The sequence below is a fragment of the Bradyrhizobium sp. AZCC 1678 genome, assembly GCF_036924765.1.
GTDB classification, from domain to species: Bacteria; Pseudomonadota; Alphaproteobacteria; order Rhizobiales; family Xanthobacteraceae; genus Bradyrhizobium; species Bradyrhizobium algeriense.
The window spans coordinates 446,660-461,776 of the sequence record NZ_JAZHSE010000001.1 but is presented as its reverse complement, the minus strand read 5'-3'; the positions used below and the strand labels follow the sequence as shown (position 1 = coordinate 461,776).

11 protein-coding genes and 1 tRNA gene are annotated in these 15,117 nt (G+C 63.1%); 7 read left to right on the top strand and 5 right to left on the bottom strand.

The annotated features are described in order from the left end of the window. Positions 1-4 precede the first annotated feature (4 nt). On the top strand, positions 5-1,639 hold the full coding sequence (locus V1294_RS02235) for a recombinase family protein (RefSeq protein ID WP_334494888.1): 1,635 nt from the start codon (positions 5-7) through the stop codon (positions 1,637-1,639). Here V1294_RS02235 and V1294_RS02230 read toward each other — a convergent pair. Together V1294_RS02230 and V1294_RS02225 are read right to left on the bottom strand one after the other, a co-directional pair. Next, positions 1,610-1,686 (bottom strand) — tRNA-Arg (locus V1294_RS02230). The two genes, V1294_RS02235 and V1294_RS02230, sit on opposite strands and share 30 nt — an antisense overlap. A gap of 68 nt (positions 1,687-1,754) precedes the next feature. Continuing rightward, positions 1,755-2,504 (bottom strand): GntR family transcriptional regulator, encoded by a 750-nt coding sequence (locus tag V1294_RS02225; protein ID WP_334494886.1) that lies wholly within the window; start codon positions 2,502-2,504, stop codon positions 1,755-1,757. A gap of 148 nt (positions 2,505-2,652) precedes the next feature. On the opposite strand from V1294_RS02225, the gene V1294_RS02220 reads away from it, so the two are divergent. The 4 genes from V1294_RS02220 to V1294_RS02205 all read left to right on the top strand — a co-directional run bounded on the left by V1294_RS02220 (position 2,653) and on the right by V1294_RS02205 (position 6,311). Then, complete coding sequence (locus V1294_RS02220) at positions 2,653-3,660, top strand: TRAP transporter substrate-binding protein (RefSeq protein WP_334487226.1); 1,008 nt, start codon at positions 2,653-2,655, stop codon at positions 3,658-3,660. A 73-nt stretch (positions 3,661-3,733) separates the two neighbouring features. Further along, a complete protein-coding gene (locus V1294_RS02215) occupies positions 3,734-4,282 on the top strand; it encodes a TRAP transporter small permease (RefSeq protein WP_334494884.1) in 549 nt (182 codons plus the stop codon). Positions 4,283-4,308: 26 nt separating this feature from the next. Continuing rightward, positions 4,309-5,619 (top strand): TRAP transporter large permease, encoded by a 1,311-nt coding sequence (locus V1294_RS02210; protein WP_334490078.1) that lies wholly within the window; start codon positions 4,309-4,311, stop codon positions 5,617-5,619. A gap of 215 nt (positions 5,620-5,834) precedes the next feature. Then, positions 5,835-6,311 (top strand): universal stress protein, encoded by a 477-nt coding sequence (locus tag V1294_RS02205; RefSeq protein ID WP_108512572.1) that lies wholly within the window; start codon positions 5,835-5,837, stop codon positions 6,309-6,311. 27 nt (positions 6,312-6,338) lie between these two features. Here the strand turns inward: V1294_RS02205 and V1294_RS02200 are convergent, their stop codons facing one another. Continuing rightward, the gene (locus V1294_RS02200) at positions 6,339-6,746 is read right to left on the bottom strand and encodes a YccF domain-containing protein (RefSeq protein ID WP_334494882.1); all 408 of its coding nucleotides are present in this window, start codon (positions 6,744-6,746) and stop codon (positions 6,339-6,341) included. Between the two features lie 140 nt (positions 6,747-6,886). Between V1294_RS02200 and V1294_RS02195 the strand changes: the two genes are divergently transcribed. After that, the gene (locus V1294_RS02195) at positions 6,887-7,966 is read left to right on the top strand and encodes an LLM class flavin-dependent oxidoreductase (RefSeq protein WP_334494881.1); all 1,080 of its coding nucleotides are present in this window, start codon (positions 6,887-6,889) and stop codon (positions 7,964-7,966) included. Between the two features lie 139 nt (positions 7,967-8,105). After that, on the top strand, positions 8,106-10,040 hold the full coding sequence (locus tag V1294_RS02190; protein WP_334494880.1) for a patatin-like phospholipase family protein: 1,935 nt from the start codon (positions 8,106-8,108) through the stop codon (positions 10,038-10,040). Here V1294_RS02190 and V1294_RS02185 read toward each other — a convergent pair. Together V1294_RS02185 and V1294_RS02180 are read right to left on the bottom strand one after the other, a co-directional pair. Continuing rightward, entirely contained in the window at positions 9,956-13,063 is a 3,108-nt protein-coding gene (locus V1294_RS02185; protein ID WP_442895311.1) for a bifunctional diguanylate cyclase/phosphodiesterase, read from the bottom strand. The two genes, V1294_RS02190 and V1294_RS02185, sit on opposite strands and share 85 nt — an antisense overlap. Before the next feature lie 181 nt (positions 13,064-13,244). Next, positions 13,245-15,020 (bottom strand): putative bifunctional diguanylate cyclase/phosphodiesterase, encoded by a 1,776-nt coding sequence (locus tag V1294_RS02180; RefSeq protein ID WP_334494879.1) that lies wholly within the window; start codon positions 15,018-15,020, stop codon positions 13,245-13,247. Positions 15,021-15,117 lie beyond the last annotated feature (97 nt).

Below are 15,117 nucleotides of genomic sequence, written 5' to 3'. Positions count from 1 at the left end.
CATCATGGCTGTTGCGGTTCGTGCGGCGCTCTACCTGCGGGTCTCGACGGGCCGGCAGGCCGATAGCGATCTCTCGATCCCGGACCAGCGGCGGCAGGCGAAAAGCTACTGCGCATCGCGCGGCTGGGAGATCGTCGCCGATTATGTCGAGCCGGGCGCGTCTGCGACCGACGATCGACGGCCGGAGTTCCAGCGCATGATCGACGCGGCGACGGTCAAGCCGCCGGCGTTCGACGTGATCCTGGTGCACAGCTTCAGCCGCTTCTTCCGCGACCAGTTCCAGCTTGAGTTTTATGTCCGCCGGCTTGCCAAGAACAGCGTACGTCTGGTGTCGATCACCCAGGAGCTCGGCGACGATCCGATGAGCAACATGATCCGCCAGATCATGGCGCTGTTCGACGAATACCAGTCCAAGGAAAACGCCAAGCATACGCTGCGGGCGATGAAGGAGAATGCGCGCCAAGGCTTCTGGAACGGCGCACTGCCGCCGATCGGCTATCGCATCGTGGAAGCCGCCGAGCAGCGCGGCCATCGCATCAAGAAGACACTGGAGGTTGATCCCATCCAAGCGGAGACCGTGCGGCTGATCTATCGCCTGGCACGCGAAGGAAACGGCTCCTCCGGATCGATGGGTGTCAAATCGATTGCCAAGCATCTGAATGAATCCGGCATTCGAACGCGCGACCGCGGACGTTGGGGCGTCGATGCCGTGCACAAGGTGCTGACGCGCACGACGTATATCGGCCGTCACCGCTTCAACACCAAATATTGGAAGACCCGCCAGCGCAAATCGGAAGCCGACGTGATCGAAATGGCGGTGCCGCCGATCATCGAGGCCGCCGAGTTCGAGGCCGTGCAGACGCAACTCAGGGCACGCAGCCCCGCAATGAGCGCGCCGCGCGTCGTCAGCGGACCAACCCTCCTTACCGGCATCTGCTTTTGCGCTGCCTGCGGTGGCGCAATGACGCTGAGAACCGGGAAGAGCGGTAGGTACCGGTACTACACTTGCTGCACCAAGGCCCGGCAGGGCGAGACCGGCTGTAAGGGCCGCACCGTTCCGATGGAAAAGTTGGACACTGTTGTGGCCGAGCACATCGCGCAGCGGCTGTTGCAACCCAAGCGTCTCGAGCAAATCCTGTCGGCTGTTCTCGATCGCCGGAAAGAGCGCGCCGAGCGCCGAACGACGCATATTGCCGAATTGCGCAAGCGCGCGGCCGAAGCGGAAGCCAAACTCAAACGCCTCTACGACGCGATCGAGAACGGCATCGCTGACGTATCCGATCCGGTGCTCAAGGAGCGCGTGACCGAGCTGAAGGCCGTTCGCGACCAGGCCCGCGCCGACGCTGAGCGGACCGAGGGTGCGCTCGATCGGGCTGGGCCGAGTATCACGCCGCAGGCGCTGAAAACCTTCGCCAGCCAGGCTCGCAGGCGCATGCGGACCGAGTCCGGCGGCTACCGCCGCGACCACCTCCGCGCGCTGGCCCAACGCGTCGAAGTGGACGCGAAGGAGGTGCGCATCATGGGTTCGAAAAGCGTGCTCCTGCGCACGCTGGTCGCCGCTTCCAGCGCAAAAACGGAAGGTTTTGGAGTGCCCAGTTTTGTACCGAAGTGGCGCACCCGACACGATTCGAACGTGTGACCTTTGCCTTCGGAGGGCAACGCTCTATCCAGCTGAGCTACGGGTGCTTCGGGGGTTCATTTAGCCGATTGGCCGGGCAGGGGCAACGGCCCCGCGGGAATCGTTTTGGGGTGCGTCAGGCGCCCGCGCCGTCGCCGAAGCGCTGCCGGTAGGCGCGGATATAGGCCTGCTCCGCCGGTTTGAGGTGACGCCGCGTCAGCATGATCAATTCGTCGCGGCGCGAGTGCCGCAGGGCCTCGATCATCGCCATATGGTCCTGGCGGGCGTCGTTGAGCGCGCCCGGGTTGGCGTAGGCGTAAGAGCGGATGCCGGAGACCTTTTGCGCCAGATTCTCGATCGTCTCGATCAGGCAGCCATTGCCGCATAGCCCGAACAGGGCACGGTGGAATTGCACATTGCTGTGGAACACCGCGAGGAGGTCGCCGGCATCGACGGCCTTGCCGTGCTCGCGTTGCACGGCCTCGAGTTTGACGATGTCGGCGGCCGCCACCGGGAACGGCAGAATCCGCACGGCCATCACCTCGAGTTCCTCGCGCACGCTATAAATCTCGCTCACCTCCCGCGGCTTGAGATCGCGCACGATCGCGCCGCGGTTGGGGATGCGCTCGACGATGCCGCGCTTTTCCAATTCGAACAGCGCGAGCCGGATGTCGCCGCGATGGGTGTCGAAGGCCGCGCAGAGATCCTGCTCGACCAGGCGCTCGCGTGGATGGCGTCTTCCCAGCACGACGTCTTCCTCGAGCTTCCTGGCGATCACATGCGCGATCGGCTCGCGCTCGTACGCTTCGGCGGAGGAGGGCATCCCCGCGGTTGTCGCCACGTCGCGGCGCGATGGCAGCTTTTTCGAGGTTTTGGCGGTCGCCATGGGACCAATCTGCCATCAGTGCAAATAGTATACAATCTAAAATACTATCTTGTTAACAAGCTGGCTTCGGTCATAATGGCTGATGTCAGGCCCTATGGGTGATGGCGACAATCAGTCCGCAAAAGCGGCGAAGCAGGGGAGGAGTTCAATGTCCGTTTCACGGTATCTGCCGTTTGCGCGCGGAATTCTGCTGGGCGTCGCCATTGCCATGGTGTCGTCGTCGGCGTCAGCGCAGAAGCGCGAATTCTCGTTCGCCTACGACCAGCCCAAGAACAGCGGCTACGGCATCGGCGCGGAGATGTTCAACAAGAAGCTGACTGAACTGAGCAAGGGCACGCTCTCGATCAATCAGTATCCCGGTGCCCAGCTCGGCACCGAGGCGCAGACCCTGCAAAAGGTCCAGACCGGCGACATCGATTTTGTGATGCTGTCGACCGCCAACGCCTCGACCGCGCAGCCGGAATCGGGCGTATTCTCGCTTCACTACATCTTCCGCGATGAAGCGCACGCCATCAAGGTGCTCGGTGATCCCGCCGTCATTGCGGCAATGAAGGAATTATATGCGGCCAAGATGAAGGGCGCGCACATGCTGGGGCTGGGCTCGCAAGGCCTGCGGCACATGTACGGCAAGAAGCCGGTGCAGGCGGTTGCGGACCTCAAAGGCGTCAAGGTGCGGGTGCAGGCCACCGTGACCGAAGATACCCTCTTCCCGGCTTACGGCGCCCAGGTCGTGCACATGCCGTTCGGTGAAGTCTACACCTCGCTGCAGACCGGCGTCGTCGACATGGCCGAGAACGGCATCAACAACTATCTTGTCAACAAGCACTACGAACCCGCCCCGGTGCTCTCGCTCACCGAACACGAAGCGAACAATGCCGCTCTGTTCGTCAGCGACAAGGTATGGAGCAGTCTGAGCGACGAGCAGAAGAAATGGGTGCAGGCGGCCGCCGACGAGGTCAGCCGCAACGAACCGACGGCGGCCTTCAAGCTCGAGCATGAAGCGCAAGCAAAGCTCGAGAAGATCGGCGTCAAGGTCGTCAAGACCGTCGACAAGAGCGGCTTCATGGCCATCAGCAAGCCGATCCAGGACAAGCTGGCGTCCGATCTCGGACCGAACGCTGTCAAGGTCCTCGGCATGGTGCGTAACGTCCAGTAGGTAGCGGGCTCTCGCGGCGGGAGCGGTGGCTTCCCGCCGCGCTGTCTCTTCATCGCGGATTCGAGAATCGATCATGCCCGGATTCAATAGCCTCGTGCTGGAGGAGCAGCGCTACCTGAAATGGCGCGCGCTCGACTGGCTCGAGCAGGTTCTGATGATTCTCTGCGCCATCGCCATCACCGGATTCTCTGTCCTGGTGATGTGCGACGTCGTCACCCGCACCATCGGCCACCCCTGGCTCTGGCTCCAGGAGGCGACGATGACATTCTTCATTTATGGCATCTTCATCGGCGTCGGCGCGGCGACGCGGCGCAACGATCACCTCTATCTCGCCGTGCTGGCGGAATCACTGACCGGCAACACGCGGCTGTTCTTCGAGCTGTTCAACCGCCTGGTGGTGCTCGGCGTCGCCTCTTGCATGATCTATTTCGGCTACTTGAACTTCCTGGACGGCTTCAAGAGCCTACGCATGCCGTCGATGACGCCGCTGTCGAGCTTGTACGCGGCCATTCCGCTGTCTGGTCTGCTGGTCGCCATTTTCACAATCGAGCAGATGGTCAATGGCTGGAAGAACGGCTTTGCCGGGACGTTGCACACCGACGAGAAGAGGAAAGCGCTGTGACGACCAATGGCGCGCTCATCTTCTTGATGGGATTTCTCTTCCTGTTCTTCGGTTATATGGGCGTGCCGGTGGCCTTTGCCCTTATCGCGGCCGTGCTGGTGGTGACGGCGTTCACGCCGGTAAGCCTGGCCTCGATGATGGCGCAGCTCTTCAACGGGATGGATACCGAAGCCCTGCTCGCGGTGCCGTTCTTCCTGCTGGTCGGCGATCTCATGACCTCGGCGAACGTTACCGTCCGCATGATCAGGTTGTCGCAAACGATGGTCGGGCATTTGCGTGGCGGTCTGGCGCAGGTGGTGACGATCTTCAGCATGTTCTTCGCGGGCATCTCAGGCTCCTCCGCCGCCGACGTCGCCATCCTGTCGCGAACGCTGGCGCCGGAAATGAAACGGGAAGGTTACGACCTGGCCTTTACGGCGGCGCTGATCGCCTCGGCCTCGACGATGGCCAATCTCATTCCGCCCAGCATCATGGCCGTAGTGTACGGCGCGACCGGCAACGTGTCGATCGGCGGGTTGTTTCTCGGCGGCGTGGTGCCCGGCGTGTTCGTGGGCATCGGGCTGATGATCTACAGTTTCTTCTTCGGGCCGGTTGGCATCAAGCGCGAGCGCGCCACGTTTGGCGCGTTCGCCAACGCCACGAAGGCGGCGGCCGTGCCGCTGATGATCCCGTTCATCATCATGGGCGGCATCCTGACCGGCCAGTTCACGCCGACCGAAGCTGGCATCATTGCCGTGGCCTATATCGTGTTCGTGGCGATCCCGTTGCTCAATCGCCGGCATTACCGGCACTTGCCGCGCGACATGGCGATGACCGGGCTGCTCTATTCCATTCCGCTCATCACCATCGGCGCCGCATCGGTGTTCGGCTGGATGCTGGCCTATCTGCGCGGCCCGGCCGTGGTATCAGGCTGGATTTCGTCGGCGGCCGGCGGCGATCCCTTCCTGATCATGCTGTTGCTGGTCGCCCTGTTCGTCGTGGTCGGCGACTTCATCGATGCGATACCCGCGATCATCATTTTCATGCCCATCATCGACGATCTGACCAAGAACGCCGATATCAATCCGGTGCACATGGGCGTCGTCATCATCGTCACGCTGGCATTTGGGCTGATCACGCCGCCTTACGGGCTTGCGCTGCTGATGGCATCGAAATTCGTCGGGGTGCGCTTTGGCCGAGCGATGCTGGCGTCGTTCCCCATTTACATCGTGTTCTTTGCGGCGATCGCGTTCTGCATCTTCTTTCCTGAAATCGTGCTGTGGCTGCCGCGGCACCTGCTGCCGGAATCGGTTGGCTGTTTCAAAAACCCCAACGGCGCCGGATATATCTGTCCCTAGCCCGCGCTTGCCGGGCTATTCGCCCGGCGCGGGCACGCAATTGTGGCAGGGATCGCCTGTTCCCCATCGAGACCGTTCGATCGCGGCCGGGCGCAGCAGGCGGCGGATAGACCAAGGTGGCAAGGCGCGGCTTCGTCCTCCGTCAAAATTCTGATCCGCTCCGGCGAATTGGTGCTAGTCTTGACGATCTTCTAGACCATGGATGGGGACGTCCGATGTATAAGAAGGTTCTTCTCGCCTATGACGGTTCGGTCGAGGGGCGGCGCGCGTTGCGGGAGGGCGCAAAGCTCGCACAACTCTGCCGTTCCGAGGTCTTTTTGCTGGCTGTCGTCGAGGTTTCCTCGATCATGACGCCCGAGGCCGGGCTCACGATCCCGATCGAGCTGCAGACCGAGGATTACAAGGCCATCCTGAACGAAGGCACCGAGCGGCTGAAGGCGCTGGGATTTTCGCCGACCGCGCGGCTCGAGGTCGGCGATGCCGGGCAGAAAATCGCCGAAGTTGCCGAAGAAATCGGCGCGCATCTCGTCGTCGTCGGCCACCACCCGCAGGGGCCGCTGGCGCGCTGGTTCGGCTCGATCGGCAGCTATCTGGTCAAGCGCCTGCGCTGCAGCGTGCTGGTGGCCCAGACCGAGATCAGCGATGCCGAGTTCGAGCGGCTGAAGCCGGCGGAAACGGTGGCCTCGGGATAAGAAGGCTTACCTGGGCTGGCCTGAAACTTAAGCCGTGGGAACGATGATCTTGCCGATCGGCCATACCGCGATTCCGGCAAGCTTCAGGTGTGCCCAGGCAAAGGGAATCCCGATGATGGTCACGGCAAGCACCACGGCCGTGACCAAGTGCCCGAGCGCCAGCCACCATCCCGCCAGCACCAGCCAGATGATGTTGCCGATCACTCCGAGCGGCCCAGTGCCGATGTCCTCTTGGCCCGTATACGCGTCGCGCGAGATCGCCGTGAAGCCGAACGGGAACAAGGTATAGGCCGCGATGTTGAATGCGGCCCGCGCCCAGGGAATCCCGATGATCGTGATCGCCATGACGACGGCGGCAACCAGCCAGCCGAACGCCATCCATGCGCCGCCGAGAACGATCCAGATGATATTGAGCAGCAGCGAGACCGGTGACATGACCGAAATTCTATCTTGCCGTGCGCGCGATTGAAATCGAAAACCGCCCTGCAACCGGAACCTGATTGCCCCGGGCTTTGCAGCCGCCAGACTGATCGGCCGAACGGCCCGGCAGCAAGTGTCGAAAAGGAGAATTGTCCATGCGTCCGCTCGAATTCGGCTGGTATCTGCCCACGCATGGCGACACCACCGCCTATGGCCTGATGGATGCGCAGATTCCGGGCTCCCCCGAACTGTGCGACCGCGTGGTGCAGGCCGCGGAAGCGGCCGGCTTTGAATATCTCCTGATCCCGGTCGGCTCGGTGTGCTGGGAGGCCTGGATCACCGGCGCGTTCATGGCGGCGCGTTCGTCGTCAATCAAACCGCTGATTGCGGCGCGGCCCGGCTATATCAACCCGGTGCTGCTGGCGAAGATGATCTCGACCTTCGACCAGATGTCGGGTGGGCGCATCTGCATCAATCTGATCGCCGGCCAGAACGAAAGCGAGGTCGAAGGCGAGGGCGTGCGCTACCCGAAGGAAGAGCGCTACGCGCTGATGGAGGAGGAAGTCTCGATCCTGAAGGCGCTGTGGACGACGCGCGGACCGCTAAACTTCGAAGGAAAATTTCACAAGCTTTCGGGCGCGCATATCCGGCCGCGCCCGCACCAGCAGCCGTTTCCAAAATTCTATCTCGGCGGCGGATCGCGCCAGGCCTGGGAATTGTCGGCGAAGCATTCCGACGTGCATCTGTTCTGGGGCGACCTGCCGGAAAAGATCGCCTCGAACATCGCCGAGATCAGGGAGATGGCGCGCGTGCATGGCCGCGAAAACGACATCGGCTTCGGCATGCGGCTGCAGGTGATCTGCCGCGAGAACGAGGCGGACGCCTGGGAAGCCGCCGATCAACTGGTGCGCCACGCCACCGAGCGGCAGAAGCAGGAAATCCAGACACTTTACAACAAGTCGGAAGCAAACCTGCGCGTGCAGCAGCTTGCGCGCGAGCATGGCGACCTCCTGCTGCCGCATCTATGGACCGGTATCACCAAGGTCCGCCCTGGCGCCGGCATCGCCGTGGTCGGCAATCCCGTCCAGTGCGCCGAGACGCTGCAGCAATTCATCGATGCCGGCTGCCATTCCTTCTGCCTGTCCGGCTATCTGCACGACGAAGAGGCGGAGCGCTTCGGCCGGTTGATCCGGCCCATTCTCGCCGAGAACAATCGCGGCCGGTGGGCGGCGTAACGCGGAGGCGGCTTCCGCCTCCATGTTGCAGTGCATCCGGGCGTTGCTGCGGTGCGCTCGCGCATGGCCTTTATCGCTCGCGGTGGTGTAGGCCCGGCGCTAAGGTTGGGCCACGCGAATTCAACTGGGTACCCGCCAAATGAGTGGATCGAGCTCGGTGCTTGCGTGGAGCTCCGCCCTGGAGGACTTCGCGCTGTTTCGAACGCTCAGTTCCGAACAGCGGCTGAAGACGCTCAACGCCATGGTCCGGCAGGATCTGGTGCGCGGGCAGATGCTGGTCGCGCAAGGCGGACCCTCGGACTCGCTCTTCCTGGTGCTGCATGGTGCGCTCGCGGTGCGCAAGACCGGCTATATCGAGCCGATCGCCGAGCTTCGGGCCGGCGAATTGGTGGGCGAGATCGGCTTCTTCGCCGATGTCCCGCGCACGGCGGACGTGATCGCCATCCGCGACACCAGCGTGCTGGCATTGACGCGTCCGGCCTACCAGAAGCTCGTCGAGGAAGCCCCCGCCATCGTCGAGGCGCTGCTCGCGGCGCTGGCGCGGCGGTTTGCCAAGGAGACCGCGCGCATCGCGCCGTTCCCCACCTCGCCGAAGGCACGAACGGTGGCGTTGATCGACGGCGGTGTGGAGCCGCTGCCGGGCGCTTTCGATCGCCGCATGCGCGAGGGGCTCGCCGCGACCCATGCCGAGATTATCGACGCCGCCCGCATGCATGCGATGTTTCCCGGGCGCGCGCTCGATGCACACGAAGTCACCGAATGGCTCAACAGGCTCGAACACACCGCGCCGCTGGTGGTTTATCTCGGCGGTCGCGACGCCTCGCCATGGGCGCGCAAGGCGATCCGTCAGGCCGACATGGTGGTGTTCGCGTGCCGCGGGGAAGCGCCTGCGGCAGCATTGACTGAGATCGAGGCCTTCGCCTGTGAGGTTCATTCCGTCTCGGCCCGGCGCCTCGTCCGCGTTCATGACAGGCGAAGCGGTGAGGTCTCCGGCACCGCAGCCTGGCTTACCCGGCTGCCGGCCTTCATGCATCACCATGTCGCTCTTGAAGACCAGATCGATATCGACAGTCTTGTCCGTTTTCTGTGCGGCCGGGCGATCGGCTTCGTCGCCGCCGGAGGCGGCAGTTTTGGGACCGCGCATGTCGGAATCTACAAGGCGTTTCGCGAACGCGGCGTGATGTTCGATATCTTTGTCGGCACCAGCGTCGGCTCCGCCATGGTGGCCGGCTTTGCCAAAAATCTCGAAGCCGAGCATCTCGAGCGCGGCACGCACGAAATCTTCGTCAGGAGCAGAAGCTTCCGGCGGCCGACCTGGCCGCGCTATGCGCTGCTGGATCACAAGGCGTTCGATCGCGCGCTTGCCCATCAGTACGGCCCCGATTGCCGGATCGAGGATTGCTGGCGGCCCTTTGCGGCCGTCGCCACCAATCTTTCGACCCACAATCTCGAACTGATCCGGACGGGACCGCTCTGGCAGGCGGTCCGCGCATCGAGCGCGATCCCCGGACTGTTGCCGCCGTTCTACACGCCGGAAGGGGCGATGCTGGTCGATGGATGTCTCATCGACAACGTGCCCTTGGCGTCGATGCATCAGCTCAAGAGCGGCCCCAACCTGGTCGTGCATTTCGGCGAACCGGCGGCGGAGATGTTCGACGTCGACTATGCGGCGCTCCCCGGCCGGTTCGAACTGATCGCTGCCATGCTGACGCCGTTCCGCAAGAAGCTATTACCCGCCGCACCCAGCGCGGTGAACGTGCTGTGGCGAAGCCTCGTGGCGCATCAGCGCTACGATACGTTGCCGGTCGGGCCGTTCGATACGGTGATGCGGCCGCCGTTTCCGATCGGGATCGACGTAACGGATTTCGATCGCCACACCGAGATCTTTGATGCCTCCTACCTCTGGGCCAAAGAGGCCATCGCGGCGCTGGAGGCGGGAGACAGTTCGGCGATTGCAGCCATACTCGACACCGGCGCGCTGGAACGGCGTCAGGCGACGGCTGTCGCAGCTTCCAATCGCGTGCCCAACAATCGCCTCGCCTCGGCCGCCGGCTTCGGCGCGCTGAACAGGTAGCCCTGCATCTGGGTGCAGCCGAGCTGGCGCAGCATCTCGCGCTGCTGCTCGGTCTCGACGCCTTCCGCGGTGGTGGTCATGTTGCGCGCCGCTGCGATGTTCACCACCGCCTGCACGATCGCGGCCGAGCCGTCGACCTCGATGTCGCTGACGAAGCAGCGGTCGATCTTGATCTTGTCGAACGGGAACCGCTTCAGGTAGCTCAACGAGGAGAAGCCGGTGCCGAAATCGTCGAGCGCGATGCGCACGCCGATGGCGCGGAGCTGATGCAGGATCGCCAGCGCGCTTTCGTCGTCATGGATCAGCACCGCCTCGGTGATTTCGATCTCGAGCCGATCGGGCGGCAGGCCGGAGGCGGCAAGCGCGCCGGTGATCCGCAGCGCCAGCGTCGGTGATTTCAACTGGATCGGAGAAACGTTGACGGCGAGCCTGACCCGCGACGGCCAGCCGGCCGCCTCGTTGCAGGCGGTCTGCATGACCCAGTCGCCGAGTTCGTTGATCAGGCCGGTATCCTCGGCTACGGGGATGAATTCCGCCGGCGAGACCATGCCGCGTTCGGGATGGCGCCAGCGCAACAGCGCCTCGCAGCCCGTCACCTCGCCGCTCGCGAGATCGAGCAGCGGCTGGTAGTAGATTTCGAAGTCGTCATCGACCAGCGCCTGCCGCAGATCCTGCTCCATCGTGAGCCGCGCCTTGGCGCGGGCATCCATGGCAGGCTCGAAGAAGCGATGGATGCGGCGTCCCTCGGCCTTGGCGGCGTACATCGCGAGGTCGGCGTGCTTGATCAACTGGTCAAGTTCAGTGCCGTCTTCGGGCGCGATCGCGATGCCGACGCTGGCGTCGGTCGAAAGATGGTGGCCGAGGCATTGATAGGGCTGGCGTATCGCCTCGTAAATGCGGGTCACGAATTCCTCGACCTCGGTGCGGCCGCTGACCGCGGTCTGGATCACCGCAAATTCGTCGCCGCCGAGACGGGCGATGAGGTCGCCCGGCTTGGTGCAATCCTTGAGGCTGGCCGCGACCGCCTTCAAAAGTTCATCGCCGACATGGTGTCCGAGCGAGTCGTTGATGCCTTTGAATTCGTCGATATCGATATAGAGCAGTGCGAATTGCTGGCCGCCAACGGCCTTGCGCAGCTCGCGCTCGATCTGCTCGCGGAACAGCACCCGGTTCGGAAGGTCAGTCAGCGCGTCGTAATGCGCCAGATGCGCGATCTTCTCGTTGGCAAGCCGGCGCTCGGTCACGTCGTCGACGACGTTGATGATGTAGCGCGCCTGACCCGCCGAATTGCTGATTCCGAGCCGCTTGGAGGTGATGTAGCGCGGGCCCATCCCCGGGGTTTCCCAGACGTGCTCGTCCTTGAACAGGCCGTCGGGCGATTGCAGCGTTTTCTCCTCGTCGGCCGCGATGCGTTCGGCGGCGGCCTTTGGAAAGAGGTCGGAGGTCGTTTTGCCGATGATCAGGTCGCGCGAAATGCCGAACTGGGTTTCCGCCACGCGGTTGACCAGCAAATAGCGCCGGTCGTGCACGTCCTTCACGGTGATCTGCGACGGGATGTGATCGATGATCTGGCTCAGGAAGGCGTAGTTGCGGTCGCGCTCCTGCTCGAGATTGCGCCGCTCGGTGATGTCTTCCATGGTGGCGACCCAGCCGCCGTCCGCCAGGGGCTTGCTCACCCCCATGAAGGAGCGCCCGTCCGGGCCTTGCATGATGCTGTGATCGACCTCGCCGCGCGCGATGTTCCGCATGATCGTGGAGCAGAATTCATCGACGTCGCCGGCGAACGATCCGCAGTCCTTGCGGTGCTGCATCAGGTCGCGGAAATGGCAGCCCGGTTTCACGACCTCGGTCGACAGATTGTACATGTCGATGTAGCGACGGTTGAAGGTGACGAGGCGCGCCGAGGCGTCGAACGTCACCAGTCCCTGGATCATGTTATTGAGCGCGGTGTCGAGCCGGCCCCGTTCCGCTTCCAGCCGTTGCTGCGCCTCGCGGTTCTGCCGGGTGATCTGCCTGATGATCAGGAATAGGATCAGGGCGATCACCGCGGCCGCCAGCGTCGCCGCGATAACCAGTAACCTGGTTTGTTCGCGCCAGTCGGCGAGCGCGGCGGCAACCGTGTTTGTCGCGACCACCACGCCCGAGTAGTGGCCGAGCGGGGCTGCAGATCCCAGCCTGTCGGTCTCGTCGATCGGGCTGTGGACACGCAGCGTCTGCCGGGTGCCCCGCTCCCGGACCTGCTGCAGCAGCGGCGCTTTCGCGAAATTCTGGCCGATCAGCTCGTCGACCCGCGGATAGCGCGCCAGCAGGGTGCCGTCGGCATGAAACATCGAGATGGCGGCGCCGGTTCCGAGGGCTACGGAGGCAAAGAATTTTTCGTAATTGACCGGGTTGATGCGCCGCGTCATCACGCCGAGGAAGACGCCGTCCTCGCCTCGCAATCGATGGGCGATGACGGAATTCAGATTGCCGGTGAGATAGCTGCGAACCGACTCGGTCAGAATGGATGGCGATCGCGAATCGAATTTGAAGCTCTTGAAGTAAGCCCGCTCGGAAATGTTGAGGGGTGGAGCCGGCAGCGGCCGCGACCAGTTGACCATGTCGCCATTGGAATCGAAAATCGAGATGTCGCCGAGATAGGACAGGACGCCCGCCTTGGATCTCAGGATCTCGTGTGCTTCCGAGCTCGCGGCATGTTTCCGGAATTCCTTTTCCGAGGTGATGCCGGAAATTTGCAGCCGGGAAATCACGTCGTCGGCGAGCGTGTCGGAGTCCTCGAACTGCTGGTCGAAGTGACGGGCAAGCAGGAGGACGGTGTTCTCCAGCTCGCGTTCGCTGTTGAGGAGCGCGCGCTCGCGGAATTCACTGGTCATCATGATGGTGCCGACGAAAATCGCCGCGACCAGCAGACCGCCGCAAAGGGTCAGCCACAACACCGGGCCCCGGATGGTCGCGGCAAGGTGCCGCCCGGTGGCTGCGGTTCGGGCCTTCATGCCGTGCAGGTGGTGAAACAGACCGTGCATTCTCCCTTCTCCCGGGAACATGCATACGATGGGCGGATGTCATAAGCCGTTAGGAAATCCGGTTACCCAAGGCTTAATCGCGTGTCCTTCCGCCGCGATCGCGCGACGAAGCGGTAATCTGCTGCTTCTGCTGTTCTGTTGGCGGGGATGAAGCCTCCGTCGGCGGCAAGCGGCCCACCCTTCAGCGGCGATAACCGCCGGCGCGCGAATAGGTGGGACGGTTTTCCTGTGCCGGCCGGCTAGCCAGGCTGGCGCGCGCCTCGCTGGCGCGGGGGGGCGCCAGCTTGAGGTCTTCCAGGAAAGTCGGCTTCGAGAAGTAATAGCCCTGGGCGTAACGGATCTTGGTCGCGGCCTGCAGATAGGCCAGTTCCTCGAAGCTTTCGAGCCCTTCGGCGATCACGGTCATTCCGAGCGCTTCGCTCAACGACTCGATCGCCCGCAAGATGCCCTGGCTGCGCGGACGCTTATGGATGTCGGTGATGAAGGAGCGGTCGATCTTGATCTCGTCGGCGGTAATGTCGGCCAACGCCGACAGCGACGAATAGCCGATGCCGAAATCGTCGATCGAGATCTTGACGCCGAGCTTGCGGAAGATCGGCAGGATCTCGTCCTGAAAATGCGTCTTGGTGACGAAGGCGTCTTCCGTCACCTCGATCATGAATCGCGCCGGAAATCCGGTGGCTTCGAGTGCCTCGGCGAACGGCCGCATGAATTCGGGATTGCCGGCCTGCTTGGCTGCGACGTTCATGCTGATCGTGGTGTCGGGGCCGAAGGTCTCGTTGATCAGGTCGATCGACTTGACGATCTCCGCCAGCACCAGATGGGTCAGTTCGTCGATCAGGCCCAGTTCGGTGGCTAGGTTGATGAAGGTGCTGGGGGCCTGAATCACCCCCTCGTCGTCGCGCAGGCGCACCAGCGCCTCGACACCCGTGATCTCCTGGGTCCGGATATCGACCTTGGGCTGGAAGGCGCAGCAAAAGCGCTTTTCCAGGATAGCCAGCCGCAGCGATTGCTCGATCTTCATCCGAGCCAGCGCCTCGCGCTCCATGCTGGTATCGAAGAATGCCGCGGCGCCCTTGCTGCCGTTCTTGACGCGGTACATCGCGATGTCGGCGTTCTGGCGCAGCACCTCGTAGCTGCGGCCGTGCTCGGGATAGAGGCTGACGCCGATCGAGGTCGAGGCGAATATCTCGGATTGGTCGATGAAGAACGGCGCCTTCAGCCGCTGCAGGATGAAGTGGATGAACTCTTCGACCTCGGCGTCGTTCTGGATCGGGTTGAGCAGCAGCACGAACTCGTCGCCGCTGATCCGCGACAGGATGTCGGAGTCGCGCAGGTCCAGCCCCAGCCGCTTGGCCATCTCCACCAGCAGTGCGTCGCCGACCGCGTGTCCGTAATAGTCGTTGATGTGCTTGAAATTGTCGATGTCGAGAAACGCGAGCGCGAAACGGCCCTGTCCGTTGTCGTACTTCAGCAGACTGTTGACGCGATGCTCGATCACGCGCCGCGTCGGCAGGCCGGTCAGCTCGTCGTAATAGGCGGAGCGGAACAGGTGATCCTCGAACGCCTTCTGTTCGGTGATGTCGGTCGAGCTCGAAATCAGCAGCTTGCGCCCGGCGACCTCGACCGGCCGATGCGAGGTGAGAAACACCTGCTTGGCCGGACCGCCGGCAACGGCTTCCTCCAGCACGGCCGGGCGGCCGGTACGCAGCAATTCGAGACAGGTTTCGCGGCGATCGCTCAGTTGCGAGGCCGATGGCGCCGCGGCGGCTTTCTCCAGCAGGGTGGTCGCGGCATCGTTCATCAGTACGAACTCGCCGTGCTCGTCCTGAACCGTCACGCCGGCCGGAAGCAACCTGAAGACATCCCGCAGGATGTTCAGTTCGGATTCAAATATGCTTTCATCGCCGGCCTGCGTCGCGGCCGCCTGAAAGTCGTGCTTGGTGGGACTATGCATGCCACGGAGCTTGGCAAAGTCCCTTGTAGCATTGGTTAAGTGGAACTGCGAAAAACCGGGACAACCGTAGAAGTCGGCGATTTTCAACGGCATTGGG